Source organism: Sphingobacterium sp. UBA7249 (assembly GCF_002472835.1).
GTDB lineage: Bacteria > Bacteroidota > Bacteroidia > Sphingobacteriales > Sphingobacteriaceae > Sphingobacterium > Sphingobacterium prati.
In genome coordinates, this window is record NZ_DKST01000004.1 from 170,842 (window position 1) to 193,567 (window position 22,726).

A 22,726-nucleotide genomic window follows, 5' to 3' on the forward strand; every position below is an offset into this window, starting at 1 on the left:
AAGAATTTAAATGGTGTATATCTGATATATTATAATTTCGGTGTGGTATTATAGATTATGACTATATCGTATCGAATCATTCAATGAGCGGGGGCGTCTGTATTTGTTTACTTTTATGAAAGTAAAAGTCAAACAATTTGAACATTTAAAATATTATATAAAATAAACTTTCTTTTTATATGGACAACAACGAAAAAGACATTAGCAAATGCCCATTTCACAATGGAACTATGCGTAACTCAGTTGCGGGAGGAGGAACACAAAATCAAGATTGGTGGCCGGATAGGCTTCGTGTGGACCTTTTGAGGCAGCATGCGGCAAAATCGAATCCTATGGATGAAGGTTTTGACTATGCTGAAGCTTTCAAACAATTGGATCTGCAAGCTGTTAAAAAGGATTTACATGTTTTGATGACCGATTCACAGGATTGGTGGCCAGCAGATTTTGGACATTATGGTCCTTTGTTTATCCGGATGGCCTGGCATAGCGCCGGTACCTATCGCGTGAGTGACGGTCGTGGTGGTGCAGGTTCGGGGCAGCAGCGTTTTGCTCCATTAAATAGTTGGCCGGACAATGTTAGCTTGGATAAAGCCCGTAGACTGTTGTGGCCGATCAAACAAAAATATGGCAAGAATATTTCATGGGCCGATTTATTGATCTTGACGGGTAATGTGGCCTTGGAATCAATGGGGTTTAAAACTTTTGGCTTTTCGGGGGGACGTGTGGATGCTTTTGAACCGGAACTGGATGTATACTGGGGATCGGAAAAAACGTGGTTAGGTGGTGATGTACGTTATACGCATGGTTCTGAAGGCGTGGTTGAATCTCATGGTGTCCTATCTGCGGATGATGATGCCGACGGTAAGCAACATTCGCGTGACCTTGAAAAACCTCTGGCAGCTGTGCAGATGGGCTTAATCTATGTGAACCCGGAAGGACCAGATGGAAATCCAGATCCTATTGCAGCAGCAAAGGATATCCGGGATACCTTTGGGCGTATGGCGATGGATGATGCGGAAACTGTTGCGCTAATTGCCGGAGGACACACTTTTGGAAAGACACACGGTGCCGGGCCAGCGGATAACGTTGGTAAGGAACCCGAAGCTGCTGGGATTGAGCAACAAGGACTTGGATGGAAAAGTAACTATGGTACTGGAGTAGGTACAGATGCGATTACCAGCGGTCTCGAAGTTATATGGACGCAGAAACCGACAGAATGGACAAATCTCTTTTTTAAAAATCTCTTTGAAAATGAATGGGAACTTACGAAAAGTCCTGCAGGTGCCCATCAATGGGTAGCAAAAGGAGTGGAAGCAACTGTTCCCGATCCCTTTGATCCGAATAAAAAGCGTAGACCAACTATGTTGACAACGGATTTGTCTTTGCGTTTTGATCCTGTTTACGAAAAGATTTCCCGTAAATTCTACGAAGACCAGGATGCGTTCGCCGATGCTTTTTCGCGTGCATGGTTTAAACTAACGCACCGCGATCTAGGGCCACGTGAACGTTACTTGGGTTCGGAAGTGCCGAGTGAAGAATTGTTGTGGCAAGACCCTATTCCTGCTGTGGATCATGTTTTGGTCGATGCACACGATATCGAAGACTTAAAGGCCACTATTTTAGCCTCGGATCTCAGCGTAGCGGAGCTCGTGACTACAGCATGGGCTTCGGCTTCTACTTTCCGGGGTTCGGATATGCGCGGTGGCGCAAATGGGGCTCGAATTCGATTGGCGCCACAACGATACTGGCAGGTTAATAATCCCACGAAATTGCAAAAAGTACTGACAGTGTTTGAACAGATCCAACAGGATTTTAATGGCAAACAACAAGGAGGTAAAAAAATATCATTGGCCGATCTAATTGTCCTTGGCGGAGCAGCAGCAATCGAGCAAGCAGCACGTGCGGGGGGCTTTGCCTTTAAGGTTCCATTTCATCCGGGGCGTATGGATGCTACTCAAGAACAGACTGATGTAGAATCAATGGGGTACCTTGAACCTATTGCAGATGGATTTAGAAATTATCGAAAAGGGTCTTACACCGTCTCGACAGAATCATTATTGATTGATAAGGCGCAACTTTTGACTTTATCTGTTCCGGAATTGACCGTCTTAATTGGGGGAATGCGCGTGCTTCAGGCTAATTTTGATGGTTCTCAGACGGGTGTTATGACCGAACGCCCCGGACACTTGACCAATGATTTTTTTGTGAACCTATTGGATATGGGAACAGCATGGACAGCCATTTCTCAGGATCGGGAGCTGTTTGAAGGCACCCATCGTAAGTCTGGAACAAAGAAATGGGTTGCTGGACGAGCGGATCTGGTTTTTGGTTCTAACGCCGAATTAAGAGCAGTTGCTGAAATCTATGGTAGTGCTGATGCGAAAGAAAAATTCGTTAAGGATTTTATCGCTGCCTGGAATAAGGTAATGGAGCTGGATCGTTTTGATTTACACAGATAAATTGACCTGGCACTGCCTGTTAAAATAAGCTCAGAACACAAGGGCGGCATGTGACAAGCAATTGATAATGGGAGAGCCTGTACTTGATCGGAAGTACAGGCTCTTTTTTATTACAGAGATACGCGATCAAGACTAATCTCCATGGCTTCCCAGGCCAGTACAGGTACGCCGGGAGAGTAGTGTAAAAGTGCAATATTTTCGTTGTGGAGATGGATATCCCCTGTTATATAGTCCAGCTGACATTCCTGCAATTGCACGGAAAATAACGGCCATTCCGGATGATGGATGTCGAAACGATATATTCCATCTGGTTTGTCCAGGTAAAGACAATAGCGTTCAGTAAGCCAGCTGTCAAGGCTGGATTTTATTTTAATCTCATCGGTCACCTCAAATATCGTTTTCAACTTAAAACCTCTCTTTTGGTTAAGATTGTGGTATCCTTGGGCATCCCGTAGTATCATAGACTTTTCGTAAGGTAGCCCGGATAACTTTCTTGCGACTAATGCGGATAGATATTTACTCGCTTCAATATTGATAAAATAAACGCCCTTTTTGCCATCCTGATCAATGTAGGTGCGTACATTGATTTCATAAAAGTCCGAGATAGGCGAAAATGCAGGTAAATTTTTTGGGCGGATATCTTTCATTTTGAAAGCGACTAAAGATACATAAGAGCTGCCTTCGTGTTGATCAATCTGTAATTCGGCGGGTACTAAGGACCGCAACAGATCATAATCGACCTGAAAATGTAAAAAGAGCAAATCAAGCCATTCCTGATAGTACCGCCAGGAGCTAGTTGGTATAGGCCAGGGACGATGGCTATAATTGCTTAAAACTGTTTTAATTTTTTGTGCCAAAACCGTCAATTTATGCCTCTAAGATCATTTTAATCTGGCTTTAACCAAATTTTAATTTAATATATGAAGAATTATGGAATTTTCTTTGGGCTTTTCCGATTTTGTGTAATAAAATTCAAGATTTGTGCTACTTTTTGTTATTTGATCGGTAGTAACTTTGTATTGTTTTCAAAGGGAAACTTGTTACTTTGTTAGTTTGCAGTTATGTGGAAGCATTTTATTTTTCTAATTACAGTCCTGTTTGTTTCATTTATAAATTTAAGTGCGAACAGTATTGTACCGAAAAGTGATAGTTTTCAAACCAGCATTTCATCCTTTGGAACATCGCCTAGTAATACCGGTTTTCTGCTTTCAACCGATCAAGAAATAGACAACCAAGACTTACATCCTTTTTATCCATCATTACAATCTATTGCAGAATTGGATATCGAGAGTAATCAGGATTGGTTAACAGATCGCTGGTTAGTTACGATCGATCTGCTGTGGCACGACTTACTGCATTCGGTCTTGCAGGACGATTACCGATATCAGCATATTTTAGCTATTGAACCGATTCCCATCGCCCGATTCTTGCTTTTTGAGCAGATTAAAATTCCATTTTAACGATTTTTTTATTTTCCTTCTTATAGGAAATGGAGTAGAAAATCCTCACTTCTTTTCTAAGTTTATTTTATTGATTTCTTAACATATACCAATGCACGAGCTAAGTATAGTAAAGGATATCTTCGATACCTTGAACTCGCATTACGAGAACAGAGTGGATGATATCCAGAAAATTCAGGTGACAGCCGGATTATTATCCAATGTGCAACCTGTGCTGATTCAAAATGCTTTTGACGCATTTATCACAGAAAATACCCATTATAGGGATATGGAAATGGAAGTTGTGGTAAATGATATCATCGCCTATTGCGAGCACTGCCAGAAAAATTTTCCTGTTCATTTTCACCGATTTGTCTGCGATTGTGGACTGCCGTCGAGCACCATCGTTCAAGGAAATGAACTCTATATTTCAAAAGTAATTTTTAAACAAGATTAAAAAATCATTTATCATGTCAGACAATACTCAAAATCCTAAAAGCTTAGGTAACCGTGTCGGTTCAGTTCAATGTGAAAATACTACCCTGCATTTATTAAAAGCAAATGATTTCGTTGCAAAGAGTATCCGCGACAGGCTGAAGGATGTATGTGTAGTGAATGTATGTTCTTCTCCCGGTTCCGGAAAAACGACATTAATGCAAGAGACTGGAAAACGTCTTTCCAAGGATTTAAACATTGCAGTTTTAGTGGGAGATCCCGAAACCGAGCGCGATGCCATCCGTATGCGTGATGTTGGAATCAATGCTTTACAAATTGTGACTGGTGGTATGTGCCATATCGAAGCCCAGATGATTTTACAGGCGCTGGATCACATTGATGTCGAAGGGATTGATTTGTTATTTATTGAAAATGTCGGCAACCTTTTGTGCCCGTCGGCTTTTGATTTGGGTGAAGATTACCGGGTTACCTTATTGGCGACAACTGAAGGTGATGATAAACCTAAAAAATACCCGCGTATGTTTTTGACCAGTGAATTGATGCTTGTCTCAAAAGCAGACTTATTGCCTTATGTACCTTTTTCTGTCGATGCAGTAACAAAAGACGCGCGTGAAGTAAATCCAAACTTGGAAGTGATCACTATCAGTACGTTGAATGGTGACGGCTTGGACAGCTGGTGTGACTGGTTAAAGGAGAAAGTCCAATTGAAAAAGGAACAACAGAAAGTCGCTGAAGCGAAATAATAAATGCGCAATTTTGGTCTTCGGACGATAAGATGATTGCTGGTCACACAGCATAGCATACACGAAATATTTGATATAAAAATGAATAGATTGCCTGTACCCATAGATACCATTGTCCTCAAGGATCAATCGTTTGCTGATCAGGCGGACCGGGTCTACATTGAATGGTTTGAAATACATAAACGACGTTTGACCAGGAATACGCTGTCTGGCAAAACGATCTTAATGCAATTAGAGCAGGGGCAGGAATGGCATCACGGTGATGCGCTGTATCATAAGGGAGAATTGCAGGCAATCGTCGTGGTTAAACCGGTCTTAACAATCAGGTTTAACCCTTCAGATCTGGTACAGCTGGCAGATTTCAGTTATTTCGTCGGCAATAGACATCTTCCTATATTTCAGGTTGATCAGTGTAAATCGATTCATTTGCCCTACGATGGTCGGCTCTATGAACAGATTGCAGCGAAATATGGTGCATCGATTCAATTGGAAGAAGCGATATTGCTATCCGATAACATGATTCGTCGACAGTTAAAGAATAGGAGAAAGGATGAAAATTAGCACATATACATTGTTGTTGGCACTGATGTTGACTGTCTGTCTACAGGGCTGTCAAAATCAGCAGTCCAAAGCAAATAAAAATGGAGTTAGGGCCACGGACAGTCGCGGTAAGGAAATTATATTAGATCGACCTGCGCAACGTATCGTTGTTCTTTATCCCTCTCTTGTGGATGAGGTCTATATGTTGCAGGCGGGCGACCGGTTGGTAGGTATTCCTGAACAAGTTTATCAAATGGAGGATACCCATGCTTTTTTGGCGAAGCTTGATTCGCGTATCGCTCAGAAAAGCATCACGACACCGACTTTTGGCGGACAGGCCAATAATGTAGAAAGCATCGTAAGCCTGAATCCTGATCTTGTCCTGACTTTCAATACGGATCAGGATAATATTGCACAGCTCGAAAACCTCGGTATCCCCGTCTTTAGCTTTTCATCGAAAGATGAAACCAGTATTTTTAATGAACTGATCGGTGTGGGGGAACTATTGGATAGGAAAGCCCGCGCTGAGGAAATCGTACAATTTGTCAAAGCGGAGGTCAAAAAGATGACAGCTCCGATAGATCAGCAGCAAAAGAAAGTCTATTATGCCTGGTCAAAAGGACGGGTACTTTCAACCTCAGGAAGAGGCAGTCTCATTGATATGGCTATTCGTCTATCAGGAGCGGCAAATGCCTGTCCTTTGGAAATGGAAGCGCCAAATGTAGGTGCTGAAACGATCTATAAGTGGAATCCTGATCTTATTATTCTATGGAATTCCAAGGTCTCGGACGTCTATGATCTGAAGGAATTGGCGGCGCTACCTGCCGTAAAAAATAAACAAGTATTTGTGATGTCACCTTCCTTTCCATTTGATCCCCATACGGTGAAATTTATGCTGTTTGCCAAACAGGTGCGGCATTGGTGCTTTCCAAACTACACAAGGGAGCAGCTTGATCACGATATGTCAGTGGCATTTGAAAAATTATACGGTAAAGCAGGGCTCCTTCAATGATACTTCAATTAAAAAAGTTGGTATTGCTTGTGCTATTGCCACTATTGCTGCTACTACTTTCCTTGTTGATCGGTTCGAGTCAACATATTGGCGTTGTCGAACTCTGCCAACGTATTGGACTGGAACTGGGATTTTATAAGGGAAATGATACAACAGTACTGGTTAGTAATATAGATACGATTTTGTGGCAGGTACGTTTGCCGCGGATTCTACTAACCTTTATGGTAGGTGCAGCTCTGGCCTCATCAGGAGGTACATTACAGGCAATTTTCCGAAATCCCATTGTTGATCCTTTTACACTGGGGATATCTTCGGGCGCTGCTTTCGGTGCAGCATTAGCCATGCTGTTTCCACTGTTATCCGTCAATGTCTCTGCGTTTCTTTTTGGAGTATGTGCTGTCGCACTGACGTACTTTGTATCCAATGCAGGGTTAAAAACATCAATCATTGGGATGGCCCTGGCAGGGATGGTAATTTCAGGGGTTTTTACGGCAATGTTGACCCTGTTACAATATATCAGTGACCCTTATAAATTGCAGGCCATTGTACAGTGGACGATGGGAAACCTCCATATGGCCTCCTGGACAAAAGTGCAGAACGCTTTTTTACCAATATTGGCTGGCTTGATCATATTAATCCTTTTGCGCTGGAAATTAAATTTGTTGGCATTAGGGGATCAGGAGGCGATTGCAGTTGGTGTGAACCCCAGGTTATTGAAATTGGTGATGATTGGAGTTGCAACAATGATCACTGCATCAGCTGTCGCTGCGGTAGGGGTAATCAGCTTATTTGGACTTATTGTCCCGCATATCAGCCGTATGATTTTTGGACCCAATAATAATATTGTCGTTTGGGCAAATATCAGTATCGGCGGAACATTCCTATTATTGATTGACGATTTTTCCCGTGCAGTCATGCCTTTCGAAATTCCGATCGGCGTTTTTACGATGATTATTGGCGCTCCACTCTTTATCTACCTGATGCGCCGGAACGAAATTAACTGGAACTCATGAGCAAATCCATCCATATCGAAAATCTGTCTTTTGCCTATGGTAAAGAAACTATTTTGCGGGACGTCAATGTATCTTTTCCTGAAGGAAAGTTTTCGGTTATTCTGGGCAGGAACGGAAGTGGAAAGTCGACCCTGTTCAATGTTATTGCTGGACTGGAGAAACAGTACGATGGAGCAGTAATGATCGGTGAAACAGAGCGTAGAAAATGGAAAATAGGTAAGTCGAATACCCTGAAATTGGGCTTTTTGAACCAATTTCATCAGACGACTTTTCCGTTTCAGGTTGCCGATGTCATATTAACAGGGCGCGCTTCGTTCAGCCATTTTTCGCCGGGCCGCGAAGATTTTGAGGCCGTAGATAGAATCTTGGATAAATTTAATTTAACACATTTAAAGCATAAGTCTTATACCTCATTGTCGGGAGGCGAAAGGCAGCTGGTATTGCTTTGTCGGGTATTGGTGCAGCAGCCTGATTTGTTGCTTTTGGATGAACCGACAAACCATCTCGATTTAAAATACCAGATCGCAGTTTTGCAGACAGCAAAAGAGCTGGTAAACGAAGGAACGACAGTTCTCTGTGTCATGCATGACCCTAATATGGCCTTTCTTTTTGGTGATCACTTTTATTTGATGCAGGACAATACACTGGTGGATCTGCAAGATAAGGATAGAGAGCAAGTTCGGGAGATCTTGGAGCAGACTTATCAGTTACCATTGGTAAGTCTGGAAAATCAGGGCAAATGGATGTTCACCCCTATGCTTGGTTCCGATGACTCGGCATCGCTAAGATCACTTGAACTGGATGAAATATATAAACTATAATAATTATCAGTCCCAAAAATGCAAAAGATCCATAATGGCGATATGGATGCTAAAAACAAAAAAAATACGATGAAGACTATAGGTATTTCAAAAACGGATACTATCAAAAATATTTCGATAAGTGCAGTCACCATACAGGATATGAAGACTGTATTACCTTACGTTGTTGAATTCAGGAAACAGTTGTTTCCCATGCTGGATCCACAAAAGATGCCCAAAGATTTGCAGGATTTTGGGCAGGTGTATCTCGACGATCAAGCCGGAACATTCTTACAGGCAAAGGACAGTACTGGAAAATTGGTAGGGGTTATAGGAATGCTCGCTTATGACTACCGTTTCCCGCACTTGGATTTAGATTCGCGGAAAACGGTCGAGGTAGCGCGTCTTTTTGTCAATCCCGATTACCGTCGGTCCGGACTTGGGACGACTCTTTTTCACCGGTTAGCAACAGTTGCCTGGGATAGTGGTGTTGAAAGACTTTATTTACATACCCACCCATTTTTGGATGGAGCCTATGAATTTTGGTTAAAACAGGGGTTCTATCTCAAAGACTTTTGCGATGAAGCGGGTTTTCCGACAATTCATATGGAGCTTTTGGTAGAGCAGATCAATGGGCTGAAAGATTCGGCGGAACTAAAATCGTCTAATAGGATAAAATATTCTGATTACCAGTCTTGTATGTGAACTATGTTAATAAGTTGAGCGAAAAAAATAACCGATAAACAACAGAACTCCGGATGAAATCTCCTGGTTTAGATTCGCGCTTTAATAAACTGTTAAATGTGGATTAAGAAAGGGTAAATTCTATCTGAGCGATGAAAAAAAATATTGATGAAAGACACAATTAAAGCACTCGCTTTCGCATTATTAACAAGTGCTGTTGCACCGATAGCGGTCTACGCACAGCAAAGTGTTACGATCTTTGGGAAGATACAAGATGGAAATGGGAATCCGATTCCTGGAGTGACTATCACGCTTGTTGGTCAGGGGCAAAAGGTCAGCACGGTTCCGAATGGTGAATTTGCTTTTACCATAGCGGCAATCTTCCCGGTACAGCTGCGTGCCGAAGCGATCGGTTATAAGCCGCAGCTAGTTCAGATTGATGAAGCCACCTGGAATGCAAAGAAAGGGGTTCGACTGATGATGGAAGAGGGGGGACAGACGTTAGATGAAGTATTGGTTACCGGCCGGCGGAATAATTCTTATCTAACAAACAACATGGAATTGGGGGGCAAGTTTGCCGGAAAATTGAAAGATCTGCCGCAATCCGTTGCTGTACTGAGCAAAGAATTCATTGAAGATAAACAAGCCTTTACTACAGGAGCTTTGGTGCAGGATCTGGCGGGTGTAACCGAAGCGTCATCTTATGATGATGTGGTGATCCGTGGTTTTAAAAGCGGTTATGAGACCGGAGTTCGGTTGGTCAATGGGCTGCGCTCGGGCTATGGATATGGCAATAGTTATTATAATTCACCGTTAACGGTCAATCTTGAAAATTTTGAAGTACTGAAAGGCCCCGGAGCTTCGCTTTTTGGCGATATTGTACCCGGTGGTACGATCAATATGACCACAAAGAAGCCTTTGGAAGACTTTAAAGGTCATGTCAGTTTTGCTGGTGGAAGTTTTGAAACCATGCGTACCACAGTAGATCTGGGCGGACCACTGGATAGTGCAAAACGAATTCTCTATCGGTTTAATGCTGGATATGAAGATTCAAGGACTTTTCGCGATGTGAACCATCAAAAGCGGATGATGCTGGCACCCTCATTCACATTTAAACCTGCGGCAGGCACAACTGTAGATATTGATGTTGTATATAACCAATTCGACGGCTATCTGGATCGGGGAATGGGAATAAAGGAAAATAATTTTTACGCGCTCCCACGTTCGTTTACCTTGAGCCAGCCTTCTGATTTTTATAACTCCAAAACTTTTTCATTCAGCGGAAGGCTGACGCAAAGACTGACCGAAAATATTAGCTTGAATGTGAGCTATATGAAATCTATCTATCAGGAAAATGTCAATGAGCACCGTACGCTAAATATCTTTGCTGACGCGCCGCATAATACGATTATGAACATGCGGTTCTTTGATCGGCATGGTCGCGACTATACGGATAATGTTGTCGGCTATATCAAATGGGATCTGGCGGGGGACAATATAAATCATCATATTGTGGCTGGAGTAGACTTTGCACAGTATCGCGGTGATAAGGAGAACCAATTGCGGGAAGCACGACAACAGACCGTAGATGGCAAAGTAGTGCCCCTAACTTTTGATTTGAACAACCCGACTTATACCGCACATGATCTGACCAACTACGTCTGGCGTACACAGGTTGCTTACCCATTTTTGAGTCCTTATAAAACGACGGGTAAATATATTCAGGATCAGATCAGCATTGCAGACCGCCTGAAGTTAATTGTGGGGTTGAGACACGAGCATTATTCATCAGAAACTATCGATGGACAGAATCGTTTCCGGGCAACACAAAATGCTTTATTGCCGCGCTTTGGTCTAACTTATGGAATAAATAAACAGATCAATTATTTTGCAAGTTACTCCCGGGGTTTTGTTCCGGTAGGCGCTAATTTTATCCAGAATTATAAGGATTATGGTGCGGACATGCCTTTTGATGCCGAGCGCAGTTTTCAGATTGAAACAGGGCTGAAGACGGGCTTCTTTAAGGATCAATTACAAATGGATCTTTCTTTGTTTCGGATAGAACGTAGCAATATGCTTATCGCAACAGGGGTAATTAATGATTCGGGATTGCCAGAATATCGACAATCTGGAAATGCACTTTCACAGGGTGTTGAGCTGGATATCCGTGGACAGCTTACTAAAGAGTTTCAGTTAATGGCAAATTACACTTTTAACCATACCGAAGTGAAGGCTTCCTCCGTCGCATCCGAAGTGGGGCGGGCTTTGCCTGGAGCGCCAAAAAATATGGCTAGCACCTGGCTGAAATATGTGTTCTCGGAGACAGCCTTAAAAGGACTTGGCTTCGGTGCCGGTGTCTACTATGTTGATCGCAAGCGTATGGACAATAGCATTGGCAAAGACGTCCAGGGGAATGCGCTTTGGGGACAATGGCCTGCTTATACTACCGTCAACGCGGCGGCTTATTACCACATCGGTGCAATGAAAATGGCGCTCAACCTCAACAACGTGTTTGATAAATACTATTTTTTAGGAGGATTTGACTATACGCGTGCCTTCGCCGGAGCGCCAAGGAATGTGATGGTTTCAATCGGCTACTCCTTTTAACCACAAGAAAATGAAAAAAAAGCGATCAAAACTGGTTTTTTCGACGAATTTGGACTATTTAATTCAAGATTTGTACTAGTGAAGTGGCCTGTTTTGATTGTAAATTTGAACAACAAATAATAGGATTGTGAATACAATGATTAGGCATAGTTTGTTTTCTTTAGTTTTCCTTTTGAGCATCATGCTCCTGAGAGGGATAACGATTTTTGAACAGCCTGCAGTTCATAATCCTGTTGGTATTGCCATCGGTTTTTCCACTTCGGATAAACAAATTGACGAAGGTGCTGATCACCGTGTACGAGAAAATGTAGTTGCTGCTGTACACGAGCATGATCTTTATGATATCAGTGAACAGATGGATTTACAAGATGAATGGAGCAAATTACTGAGCTTGGTTGTATTGTCCATTTGTCTTTTTATAATCTGCTATCCTGTATGTCTCAACATGCAGAATAACAGAAAGCCTTACATGGATCGACTGATCCTACCACCCAAGTACATTCTTTTCCAAAGTTTAAAGATCCCATTTCAGGGATAACCCTTTCCTTTTCTTGCTACGCTGAGAACCGAAACGCTATGCCGTAAGTATTTGCTATGGGTTTAGTTTATCAGTTTTTCGAACGATTTTCTGATTCGTGTGGACGCGTAGTAACTTGTTTTTGATTGAAATAACAATAATTTAAATAATATTTTATATGCATTTATTACCTAGAGAGACAGAGAAGCTATTGCTTCATCTTGCAGGCGAACTAGCGAAAAAACGTAAAGCTAGAGGACTTAAATTAAACTATCCGGAGTCTATTGCATTGATTAGCAGTGAACTTCTGGAAGCTGCGCGTGATGGTCGTACTGTTGCTGATCTAATGCAATATGGTGCTACCTTATTGACACGTGAGGATGTTATGGTAGGCGTGCCCGAAATGATTCACGATGTACAGATTGAGGCGACTTTTCCGGATGGAACCAAATTGGTAACTGTTCATAATCCGATTCGATAATTGTTAAAAACAGAATATATGATTCCAGGAGAATTTTTTATAGCAGATGGCCATGTCATCTGTAATGAAGGTAGAGAAGTTACGAAAATCACTGTAACAAATACAGGCGATAGGCCGATTCAGGTAGGTTCACATTTTCACTTCTTTGAGGTAAACAAGATGATGGAATTTGACCGTGCAAAAGCCTTTGGCAAGCGGTTGAATATTATTGCCAGTACGGCTGTACGTTTTGAACCGGGAGAATCCAAAGATGTAGAGTTGGTCCCATATGCAGGTGCCAAAAGGATCTACGGTCACAATGACTTGGTAAACGGTGATACCGAGACCGAAGTGGCGAGAGAAAATGCATTAAAAAAAGTGAAAGAACAAGGCTTTAAAAACAAAGTATCATGAGTTTAAAAGTTAGCAAAGTTAATTATAGCGCCATTTTTGGTCCAACAAGTGGCGATAAGATCCGTTTAGGGGATACTGATATTATTATTGAAGTTGAAAAAGACTACGCCTATTATGGCGATGAGGCAAAATTCGGCGGTGGGAAGACAATCCGTGATGGAATGTGTCAGTCTTCTGTGCATACACGTGACGAAGGTACCTTGGATATGGTGATTACAGATGCAATTGTGATTGACCACTGGGGAATTGTGAAAGGTGATATTGGTATTAAGGATGGTAAGATTGTTGGTGTAGGCCGTGCAGGTAATCCTGACACCATGGATAATATTACACCAAATATGATTATTGGTGCTTCGACTGAGGTTCACGGTGGATCTGGCTATATCTTAACACCTGGGGGGATCGATACCCATATTCACTATATCAGCCCTACACAGGTGGAAACAGCTTTATACAGTGGTGTGACAACGATGATCGGTGGTGGTACTGGCCCAGCAGACGGAACAAATGCTACCACAGTGACACCCGGAAAGTGGAACATTCGCCGCATGATGCAGGCTGTGGAAGATCTTCCGATGAACTTCGGTTTCTTTGGTAAAGGAAATGTAGGTACCGAGCAACCTATTATCGAGCAAATTGAAGCTGGTGCATTAGGTGTTAAGATTCACGAAGACTGGGGAGCTACACCGGCAACAATCGATAGAGCCTTGACAGTAGCTGACAAATATGACGTTCAGGTCGCTATTCACACCGATACATTGAATGAAGCTGGTTTCTTGGAAGATACCATTCAGGCGATTAATGGACGTGTAATCCATACATTCCATACGGAAGGTGCTGGTGGTGGTCACGCTCCGGATATCATTAAATCTGCGATGTACCCGAATGTTTTGCCTGCTTCAACAAATCCAACACGTCCATTTACAAAAAATACGATTGACGAGCACTTGGATATGCTAATGGTTTGTCACCATTTGAGTAAAGAGATTCCTGAGGATGTGGCATTCGCAGATTCACGTATCCGTCCAGAAACTATTGCTGCTGAAGATGTATTGCAAGATCGTGGTGTATTCAGTATCATGAGTTCGGATTCGCAAGCAATGGGTCGTGTAGGTGAAGTCATCACACGTACTTGGCAGACTGCTGACAAGATGAAGAAACAAGTAGGTCCTTTACCTGAGGATGAAGGAAAAAACAGTGATAACTTCCGTGCGCGCCGTTATGTGGCAAAATATACCATCAACCCAGCCATTGCACATGGAATCTCAAAATATGTGGGTTCTATCGAACCAGGTAAAATTGCCGATATGGTCATTTGGCGTCCAGCATTATTTGGCGTAAAACCAGAAATGATCATCAAAGGGGGGATGATCATCGCATCTAAAATGGGGGATGCAAATGCATCCATTCCTACACCACAACCGATCATCTTACGAACAATGTTCGGCGGGTTAGGCAAAGCTGTTCATCATACCTGTTTCAACTTTGTTTCGAAAATTTCATTCGAAAAAGGCATTAAAGAGGAGTATGGGTTGGCAAAGGGCTTGCTTCCGGTAGAAAACTGTAGAAATATCTCCAAAAAGAGTATGATTCACAATGATGCTACACCTGAAATTGTCGTTAATCCTGAAAACTATGAAGTGAGTCTCGATGGAGAGATTTTGCGTTCAGAACCGATTGACACGGTGTCATTGGGACAATTGTATTTCTTGTTTTAATCTGCATAAAACGTACCATGCCCTGATTGTATATCAGGGCATAATAAATGAAAAACATATTGATAAAACGTTCATGGCATAATATAGCGCTAATTACCAAGGAGCGATATCGTATTTATGAATGGTTTAATGCCCTTAAGATCAATAATATTATCAATGAAAAATTTAAAGACATTTTTGGGCTGCTGTCTGGCAATAGCATGCTTTTCGATACAATCTGCCCATGCCCAAAAAGGTGGAATCATGCTGTATGGTTCACTTAATTATCATGAAACTACCGCTGGGCATCAATTTGGTGCGGCGCCGGTGGGCGTGGGATATTTTTTTAACGACAACATGAACGTGGGGATAAATTACGGATTCAACAGTGCTTACAATAAAGCACTTGACTTTACCGATCACTCACATGAAGTCGGACCATTCTACAGCAATACCTGGCCATTGGGCGAGCATTTTATGTTAATCGGTCAAGTGGATGCACATTACCTATGGGGGGATCAACATGTTGTTAATGCATCCGGATCCATGGTAGATGGAAGCTATAACGGTTTCCTGTTTAGAGTATATCCACTGGTAGGTATCAATCTTGGAAAAGGCTGGGCTTTGAAAGCAAAGGTTGCGGAGCTTTCTTACAAAAAGACCCACGGTAAAGATGCTGCGATTCCAAACGATCACGAAGTGATTACTGGGATCAATGGCTCAACAGTGGGACTGGGATTGTCAAAAAATCTATTTTTTTAAACAATTACAATGATTATCACAGAAATTACAAGGAATATCAATCGTGAGCAGATCAATAAGCGCCGTGATCCGCTCGCGATTGAGTGGTATGAATCGACCAAACGAATTCAACGTCTACGTACAGTGGAGGGGATGGATATTGCTGTAAAATTATTGGGTAATACTTCCTGCTTACAGGAGGGCGATATCTTGTATGAAGATGAAGAAAAAATCGTTGTGGTGACCATCAAACCTTGTGAAGTCATCAAAGTGACTGCAATTGATTTCCTTGAGGTTGCTTTTGTCAGCAGTGAAATCGGAAACAAACATTTGCCTCTGTTCGTAGAGGCAAATGAATTGCTTATGCCTTATGAACGCTCAATGTATGAATGGTTGGCTAAAAATGGGTTTGCACCAGTATGTTGCGTGCATCAGCTGCTGCATCCGCTTAATGCGAATGTGGACCCAAAGCATCATCAAACGTTGAAATTTTCAACAAAAAATATTCCCTTGTTCGTTAAAGAACATGGGGTATAGCGCCACAGGTCGCGTCAACAAATAATGAATAAATAATTTATGTCAATGAAAAATACTTTTCTGGGCAAGTTGCTTCATCTCGCAGACCCGACTCTACCGATCGGTGGATTTACCCATTCAAATGGACTGGAGACCTATGTACAGCAAGGGTTGGTCTGTGACAAAGTGACTACTGACAAATATGTGCGCCATAATTTATGGTATAATCTGAAGTACAACGATGCTGCGTTGATGAAATTGGCGTATGAAGCCACTGCATCACAAGATCTCAATGCATTGATTTCATTGGATGAGGAATGTACAGCCTTGAAGAGTCCAAAGGAGATACGTGAGGCCAGCAAAAAATTAGGTGTGCGGATTTACAAGATATTTAGCCGCTATCAACAACAGGAGTTTGTCGTTGCCTGGGGAAAATTAATTCAGAAAAAGGAAGTGGATAGCCACTATTGTCTGATGTATGGAATGTTAGCTTCCTTATTGGAAATTCCTTTAGAGGAAGCATTACATGGCTTTTACTACAATGCAGCCATTACAATGGTGACGAATGCCGTAAAGCTCGTGCCATTAGGACAACTGGATGGACAGGATATTCTTTTCGGCCTGCATGATAATATACTTGAACTCTGTCAGGAGACTTTAGCAGTGGAACGAAATTTAGTGGGGCTTTGCAATATCGGATTTGATATTCGCTGCATGCAACATGAACGATTATATTCTAGGGTTTATATCTCTTAAAATCGAATAAAAATGGAAAATAGAAAATATGTTAAAATAGGAGTCGGTGGCCCTGTAGGTTCCGGCAAAACAGCATTATTGGAAAGACTGAGCAGACGCTTGATGAATGAGTTGGATCTGGCAGTTATCACGAATGATATTTACACAAAAGAAGATGCGGAGTATATGGCCAAAAACAGTTTGTTGGCCCGTGAACGCATTATCGGTGTTGAAACTGGTGGTTGTCCACATACAGCAATACGTGAAGATGCGAGCATGAACCTGGAAGCAGTGGACGAGCTTGCCAGCCGTTTTCCCGATCTTGAACTCATTCTGATTGAAAGCGGAGGTGATAACCTGACTTCTACCTATAGCCCGGATCTCGCAGACATTACCATTTTCGTGATTGATGTTGCCGAAGGTGAAAAAATGCCGCGTAAAGGTGGACCTGCAATTACACGTTCAGATCTGCTATTGATCAATAAAAAAGACTTGGCCCCTTATGTGGGCGCAAGTTTGGAAGTCATGGAACATGATGCGCGTAAGATGCGTAAAGGTGCCCCGTTTTTATTTTCCAATTTGAAAACTGGTGAGGGGCTGGAGGAGATCGTGGGATGGATAAAGAAATATGCACTGCTTCGGGATATTGAAGAACCTAACTTACTTCGATAATTATGATTTGTTCTTTAGCTGTCAAAATAGCGCATCGTGAAGGAAAATCCTTTATGAAGGACGCTTATGCCACTCAACCTTTTCGTATTGTCCCTGTCGGGCAATATCAAAAAGACAATGCAGCTTATTTGATGATCATGAGTTCCTCTCCGGGATTATTGGATGGTGATGATCATCAGATCAAGGTTGATATTGCGCCAGGGGCAAAGTTACAATTGCAGACGCAGGCTTATCAGCGCCTGTTTCATATGAAAGGACATTCCTCGCAGACAATGAATGTGACGTTGGGCGAAGGTTCCGTTTTTTCCTATGTTCCCCATCCAGTAGTGCCACAACATTCTTCTCACTTTTTGAGCCACAACGTTATCCATCTTGATTCCAACTGCCATTTATTATTGAGCGAAATCGTGACCTGCGGCAGAAAGATGTCCGGGGAAGAATTTCAGTACAATCATTTTCAGAACCTGACGGAATGTTATGTGAACGGAAAGCTGGTGGTGAAGGATAACGTCTTGTTACAACCAGACCGGATGCCCATTCAGGAGTTGGGTATTTTGGAAGGGTATACGCATCAGGGAACATTGATTTATCTGAATAGTGCTGGCTTAAATCCCTCCGAATGGATTGAGACATTTTATGAGAAATACGGAGAAATCAAGGATGTAGCTTTCGGTATCAGCGAATTGCAGCACGATGGTTTTATGGTACGTGTGCTGGGGTATGGTGCGGAACAACTTTACCTTCTTTTTAAAGAAATGCAAAGTGCATTATGGGGAAAATTATTCCTTAATTAAATAAAAGGGAAAGATTACGGTTTTTAAATAACAATTATTCTAATGAAAAATAACATCCTAGCTTTTGTTAAAGCAATTTTTAAAGGATTTGGACAGATTATGTTACAAGGTAATATATGGACTGGTATCCTGTTTATTGGCGCTATTATTTATGACTCTTCACTCATGGGGTTTGCCGGGATACTTGCCAATCTTGTTGGCGTAATAACCGCTAAATTGATGAAATTTGAAGAGGATCATATCAATGATGGACTATTTGGTTTTAATGCGACACTTTACGGAATTGCGCTGGTCTTTTATTTTCAGGCTAATATTTGGGTTTGGGCAGCTCTGATTATAGGCTCGGCTTTGACCACGATATTGATGGGTTTTGCACTAAAGAAAAATATTCCTGTATTTACCTTTCCGTTTATCATGATTACCTGGATTGCGCTATACCTATTGAGCATTCCCGAACTGGCCTTACGTACGGTACCAGAACATTTTGTTGATATTGAGGAAATGGATGATTTTCTTATTGAAGGGCATGCTTTTGGACAGGTTATATTTCAGGGTAGCTTAATTGCAGGACTAATCTTTTTCATTGGTGTATTTATCAGTAAACCGATTGGCGCATTGTATGGCTTTGCCGCTGTCATCATCAGTGTTTACATTTCGCATCACGGCCATGAATCAGCTAATATGACCAATAATGGCATTTTTAGTTTCAACGCTGTATTATGTGGAATTGGTTTAAGCGGTCAGCGGGTTAGGGATGGTGTGTATGTACTGATTGCGGTTATTATAGCAACTTATTTCGACCATTTCCTGATTCATAATGGTTGGACGACCTTAACTTTTCCTTTTGTGGTCGCGATGTGGGCAATGGAGCCTGTTAAGCGGTTTGACAATTGGTTGGTCGCTAAGTTTTCGGGAACGGCATAGATTGCCTGGTCTTTTTTTTACTTAAACTTTATCTATGTTGAAATTTCGTTTCATAAAACTAGTCCCAATAATGCTTTTTTTGGGAACTCATATCAATACAGTATATGGGCAGGTAAGCCCACCCGGGCTTGGTAAGGCTAAAACAGCGTCATGGTCGGTATTGGGGCTGCGACATAAGCTGGATAGTGCTGGAACAAAGGAAGCACTGACTTATATTGGTCTAGGAACAAAGAGTACACCTGATGATTCCAATCCATTTCACAAACAGGCGATCTGGGTACTGAATCATGAGGTTTATCATAAATTTGCTCCAAACCAGCAATATAGCTATGCCTTGAGCTATCGACGTCAAAATGTATATGACGAGAAGACACCTTATCACAATGAAGGCGTTGAGCAAGAGTTCAGATTGTATGGACGTTATGCATATACGCTTAAACTGAGTGAGCGCTGGAAATGGAAAAACACGCTGCGGCAAGAGTTTCGGAAATTTTTTACAGCAGACTTTCACAAGGCTGAAGAGAACTTTCAGTTTCGGACCCGTTTGAAATCGCAATTAAATTTTAAAATTTCAGATAGGAATAAGCAGGAGTTGGCCTTGAGTGCCGAGGCACTTTTTGCGATCAGTAAATTAAATGAACCTGATGCCTGGTCGAGTTTTGGGTACAAGGAAACACGATTAGGCTTCTACTATATGACCGACATTCCAAAGACCCCTTTACGATTGGATGTGGGCTATATGAATGACCTGATCAAAGGCTACGATCAAGTGGATTTTGGTGTGCATTATCTGGCGGTTGATCTGATCTGGAATCTGCCTTATCATAAAAAGAAACGTTAGTCCGCCATAAACTTATGTTTTCGATAATCACTGGGTGAATACCCGGTGATTTTTTTGAATAACCTTGTGAAATACGAAGGTGACTGGAACTTTAATTCGAAAGCTATTCCTGCAATATCCCGTGTCGCATCCTGCAATAAGATCTGACTGTGTAAAATACTGATCTCTGTAATCCATTGCTTGGGTGGTTTATTGGTTGCTTCCTTCACGCATTTGTTCAGGTAGTTTTCTGAGATATGCAATAGATTGGCATAAAACAATACATTTTTATGGTCAATATGGAATTTTTGTACATACTCCCGAAAACGGAATGCGATATCTAGCTGCCTGCTCATCGGGGCTTTTGTTTCGATATCCGACTTTATCACCTTCAATAAGATACACTGCATCATCGAGATGCATACTTCCATCACACGGCCTTCGGTAAAAAGTTCTTCTTCAAGGAGAATTAGCATTTGCTGTATCCAGCTGGCAACATGTGGCTTTAATGTGGTGAATGGATGAGAATTGAAAAACTTAATATCGTTGATCCCAAGTTCGATATCGGTAACAATTTCATTTTCATAGACCACAAAGAAACCTTCCACATCATCCGAAATAGCAAGTGTTGCGGTAATATTGCCTTGTTTGATATTGATAACTTGATTTTCTGTGAGTGTATAGGAGGCTGATTCCAGATGTTGTGTCAGCGAACCTCTTGTTACGAAAATAAGAAAATTGAAAGTGGTGCGATAGGGTATGACCGGCATTAAAATGCTCCGAAGATAATTTTCGATTCGATAAACTTGGATTTTATTTTCGTTAAATAGATTGTGCTCAGAAACATCGGGTAAGAATAACTTTTTATACTCGTAATTGTTGATGATCTTAATCGAATTTTTCATCTGCAAATAAATATTTTACTGCTCTTTTATTCTCTATGGGATAACTGAGCTTCCCATATTTGCTTTTTTTTGTATTACTCTAAGCAAGCGGATTCACTAATGACGTTATGAACCAACAATGGTAGATTATACAAATATAATCAAATGTTTGCAAATACAGGATTAAACAATTGCTTTCCATGGAATGTTTTATACAGATTTATAGTTTATTATTTCGATTGAAAAGGAGAAGAAAGCAATACTGCCCAATAGTTTGTTGGGCAGCGAAAATTGATAGATGTGTTATACATTATTGCTTTGACCAAATTTTTCCTGGTTAAACGCAGCGGACTTTCCTTTTGGAATGGATAAAGAGGACCATTGTTCATCCATACACATTTTTCCGATATAAACAATTTGTCCAACGTGGTATGGGTAGTGTGCGAGTTGCCTATGGATAGCCCCCAATACAGTATGTCCTTCACCCCGAATAAAGATTGTTTTTGTTAGATCTTCCTCATTCAAGGACTCAAGCGCTTGAAAGAGACAATCCCAACCGGCGTTCCACATTGCGATAAGTTCCTGTCTATTCAATGCCGTATTTTCGAATTCCATATCCCGGTTTCGTCCTTCTTTTTCGCCATCAGTAGTTAAAAAATCAGTCCAGCGGGACAACATATTGCCATGGAGATGTTTTACTATGTGCGCGATACTGTTGCTGGAGGAATTAAACTGCCAAAATAGTTTTTCATCACTTAACTGGTCAAAAGTTTTGTCCCCCAGTGATTTAAATTCCCTAAATTGTTTGAGGCTGCTCGCTAAAAAATTATTCATTGGAATGTCTGTTATATGTGCATGGTGATTCTTAGCACAAGATACGAAAATAACGGATATCGGGTGACCTCGTTCCAATTAAAAGGAGGATAGGGGGAGCCTACTTTACTTATTGGCCTGGCCAGTGAGAAAAAAAGGTGACACTGGGGAGGGTGCCACCTTTAACTAACTAAACATTAAACATAAATAAACAGTCTTTCTTTAAAGACCTAAACTAAAATTACATAACGACTCGGCCACTTGTCGACTTGTCAACCCGGACATTTCGCGGCTGATTTTTTAAGGCGATCTTTGCTGAGGTAGACACTTTACCCTGCAGATTGTCCTTAACACTTAGGGTAACACCCGCGGATGAACTTGCATCCACTTGTGCATTGGTTGTTGTAAAAGAAGCCATGTCCACCGATGTAGAGGAATTGGCACTTAAACTCAGATTCGTCGCGCTTCCTGCAATCTCCTGTTTGGACGAACTTGTTGAATTAACCGTTAGATTTTTTGCAGTTACATCCGTCGTTAACCTACTTGAAGAACTTGTAGAAAGTAGAATATCATCCGCAATTAATTTTTTAAGCGAAATACGGGCGGACGAAGAAACGTTTACTGATATTTTGCTGGCTTTTATCGTTTCGTTGCTGTAGATTGATCCACTCGAAGAAGCGGAAAAAGTTGTCGGAATTTTACTTGAATATACCGTTACGCGATTGTTTCTCGCATTTCTGACCTGTGAATTCCGTTTATATTGTATCTTTAATATGCCATTTTTTACATTCGTTTCGATCAGCGACAGATGCGTTGCATTGTCAGCTTCAACAACAACTTCATTACGGTTGGAGTGAATGTAGTCAACACGTAGCGAAGTAGCTGCCGAAATGCCATCCGGAGCGGAAATCTTACGGGTCTCACGCTCTTGGGCCTGAGTAACATATAAAAATGAAATAAAGGCGATGGTTAGGATTCTTTTCATG

The 22,726-nt window shown here is 41.6% G+C and carries 24 protein-coding genes and 1 pseudogene; 21 read left to right on the forward strand and 4 right to left on the reverse strand.

What is annotated here, in order from left to right:
• Window positions 1-179 precede the first annotated feature (179 nt).
• Window positions 180-2,459 (forward strand): catalase/peroxidase HPI, encoded by a 2,280-nt coding sequence (gene katG / locus B4A24_RS03200; RefSeq protein WP_293942582.1) that lies wholly within the window; start codon window positions 180-182, stop codon window positions 2,457-2,459.
• Between the two features lie 110 nt (window positions 2,460-2,569).
• Here katG and B4A24_RS03205 read toward each other — a convergent pair whose 3' ends face one another.
• Window positions 2,570-3,316: a YqjF family protein gene (locus B4A24_RS03205; RefSeq protein WP_293942583.1), complete on the reverse strand. Its 747-nt coding sequence runs from the start codon at window positions 3,314-3,316 to the stop codon at window positions 2,570-2,572.
• Between the two features lie 204 nt (window positions 3,317-3,520).
• Between B4A24_RS03205 and B4A24_RS03210 the strand changes: the two genes are divergently transcribed.
• The 20 genes and pseudogenes from B4A24_RS03210 (at window position 3,521) to B4A24_RS03305 (ending at window position 20,064) form a co-directional block, all read left to right on the forward strand.
• A complete protein-coding gene (locus B4A24_RS03210) occupies window positions 3,521-3,919 on the forward strand; it encodes a hypothetical protein (RefSeq protein WP_293942584.1) in 399 nt (132 codons plus the stop codon).
• A 91-nt stretch (window positions 3,920-4,010) separates the two neighbouring features.
• Entirely contained in the window at window positions 4,011-4,355 is a 345-nt protein-coding gene (locus B4A24_RS03215; RefSeq protein WP_293942585.1) for a hydrogenase maturation nickel metallochaperone HypA, read from the forward strand.
• Window positions 4,356-4,368: 13 nt separating this feature from the next.
• On the forward strand, window positions 4,369-5,097 hold the full coding sequence (hypB, locus tag B4A24_RS03220) for a hydrogenase nickel incorporation protein HypB (RefSeq protein ID WP_293942586.1): 729 nt from the start codon (window positions 4,369-4,371) through the stop codon (window positions 5,095-5,097).
• An 81-nt stretch (window positions 5,098-5,178) separates the two neighbouring features.
• Entirely contained in the window at window positions 5,179-5,658 is a 480-nt protein-coding gene (locus B4A24_RS03225; protein ID WP_293942587.1) for a hypothetical protein, read from the forward strand.
• On the forward strand, window positions 5,648-6,649 hold the full coding sequence (locus tag B4A24_RS03230; protein WP_293942588.1) for an ABC transporter substrate-binding protein: 1,002 nt from the start codon (window positions 5,648-5,650) through the stop codon (window positions 6,647-6,649). The genes B4A24_RS03225 and B4A24_RS03230 overlap by 11 nt, the downstream gene beginning before the upstream one ends.
• Window positions 6,646-7,662 carry a FecCD family ABC transporter permease gene (locus tag B4A24_RS03235; protein ID WP_293942589.1) on the forward strand — a complete coding sequence of 339 codons (1,017 nt, stop codon included), beginning with the start codon at window positions 6,646-6,648 and terminating at the stop codon, window positions 7,660-7,662. Before B4A24_RS03230 ends, B4A24_RS03235 begins: the two co-directional genes overlap by 4 nt.
• On the forward strand, window positions 7,659-8,483 hold the full coding sequence (locus B4A24_RS03240) for an ABC transporter ATP-binding protein (protein ID WP_293942590.1): 825 nt from the start codon (window positions 7,659-7,661) through the stop codon (window positions 8,481-8,483). The genes B4A24_RS03235 and B4A24_RS03240 overlap by 4 nt, the downstream gene beginning before the upstream one ends.
• 18 nt (window positions 8,484-8,501) lie before the next feature.
• On the forward strand, window positions 8,502-9,167 hold the full coding sequence (locus B4A24_RS03245; RefSeq protein ID WP_293942591.1) for a GNAT family N-acetyltransferase: 666 nt from the start codon (window positions 8,502-8,504) through the stop codon (window positions 9,165-9,167).
• A 147-nt stretch (window positions 9,168-9,314) separates the two neighbouring features.
• Window positions 9,315-11,753: a TonB-dependent receptor gene (locus B4A24_RS03250; RefSeq protein WP_293942592.1), complete on the forward strand. Its 2,439-nt coding sequence runs from the start codon at window positions 9,315-9,317 to the stop codon at window positions 11,751-11,753.
• Between the two features lie 127 nt (window positions 11,754-11,880).
• Window positions 11,881-12,291, forward strand: coding sequence for a hypothetical protein (locus tag B4A24_RS03255; RefSeq protein WP_293942593.1), 411 nt, complete (start codon window positions 11,881-11,883; stop codon window positions 12,289-12,291).
• Between the two features lie 157 nt (window positions 12,292-12,448).
• Window positions 12,449-12,751, forward strand: a complete 303-nt coding sequence (gene ureA / locus B4A24_RS03260; protein WP_293942594.1) for an urease subunit gamma — start codon at window positions 12,449-12,451, stop codon at window positions 12,749-12,751.
• A gap of 18 nt (window positions 12,752-12,769) precedes the next feature.
• Window positions 12,770-13,075 (forward strand): annotated as a pseudogene (ureB, locus tag B4A24_RS03265) (urease subunit beta); the annotation flags it as partial.
• 65 nt (window positions 13,076-13,140) lie between these two features.
• On the forward strand, window positions 13,141-14,862 hold the full coding sequence (gene ureC, locus B4A24_RS03270; RefSeq protein ID WP_293942596.1) for an urease subunit alpha: 1,722 nt from the start codon (window positions 13,141-13,143) through the stop codon (window positions 14,860-14,862).
• Window positions 14,863-15,018: 156 nt separating this feature from the next.
• The gene (locus B4A24_RS03275) at window positions 15,019-15,603 is read left to right on the forward strand and encodes an outer membrane beta-barrel protein (RefSeq protein WP_293942597.1); all 585 of its coding nucleotides are present in this window, start codon (window positions 15,019-15,021) and stop codon (window positions 15,601-15,603) included.
• A 9-nt stretch (window positions 15,604-15,612) separates the two neighbouring features.
• Window positions 15,613-16,119 (forward strand): urease accessory protein UreE, encoded by a 507-nt coding sequence (locus B4A24_RS03280; RefSeq protein WP_293942598.1) that lies wholly within the window; start codon window positions 15,613-15,615, stop codon window positions 16,117-16,119.
• 45 nt (window positions 16,120-16,164) lie between these two features.
• A complete protein-coding gene (locus tag B4A24_RS03285; protein ID WP_293942599.1) occupies window positions 16,165-16,854 on the forward strand; it encodes an urease accessory protein UreF in 690 nt (229 codons plus the stop codon).
• Between the two features lie 12 nt (window positions 16,855-16,866).
• On the forward strand, window positions 16,867-17,505 hold the full coding sequence (ureG, locus tag B4A24_RS03290) for an urease accessory protein UreG (protein ID WP_293942600.1): 639 nt from the start codon (window positions 16,867-16,869) through the stop codon (window positions 17,503-17,505).
• 2 nt (window positions 17,506-17,507) lie between these two features.
• Window positions 17,508-18,299 carry an urease accessory protein UreD gene (locus B4A24_RS03295; protein ID WP_293942601.1) on the forward strand — a complete coding sequence of 264 codons (792 nt, stop codon included), beginning with the start codon at window positions 17,508-17,510 and terminating at the stop codon, window positions 18,297-18,299.
• A 42-nt stretch (window positions 18,300-18,341) separates the two neighbouring features.
• Window positions 18,342-19,223, forward strand: a complete 882-nt coding sequence (locus B4A24_RS03300) for an urea transporter (protein WP_293942602.1) — start codon at window positions 18,342-18,344, stop codon at window positions 19,221-19,223.
• Between the two features lie 70 nt (window positions 19,224-19,293).
• Window positions 19,294-20,064, forward strand: a complete 771-nt coding sequence (locus B4A24_RS03305) for a DUF2490 domain-containing protein (protein WP_293942603.1) — start codon at window positions 19,294-19,296, stop codon at window positions 20,062-20,064.
• Here B4A24_RS03305 and B4A24_RS03310 read toward each other — a convergent pair.
• The 3 genes from B4A24_RS03310 to B4A24_RS03320 form a co-directional block, all read right to left on the reverse strand.
• Entirely contained in the window at window positions 20,061-20,948 is an 888-nt protein-coding gene (locus tag B4A24_RS03310; RefSeq protein WP_293942604.1) for a helix-turn-helix domain-containing protein, read from the reverse strand. The genes B4A24_RS03305 and B4A24_RS03310 overlap by 4 nt on opposite strands.
• Before the next feature lie 282 nt (window positions 20,949-21,230).
• On the reverse strand, window positions 21,231-21,761 hold the full coding sequence (locus B4A24_RS03315; RefSeq protein WP_293942605.1) for a DUF1572 domain-containing protein: 531 nt from the start codon (window positions 21,759-21,761) through the stop codon (window positions 21,231-21,233).
• A 220-nt stretch (window positions 21,762-21,981) separates the two neighbouring features.
• Entirely contained in the window at window positions 21,982-22,725 is a 744-nt protein-coding gene (locus B4A24_RS03320; protein ID WP_293942606.1) for a GIN domain-containing protein, read from the reverse strand.
• Window position 22,726 lies beyond the last annotated feature (1 nt).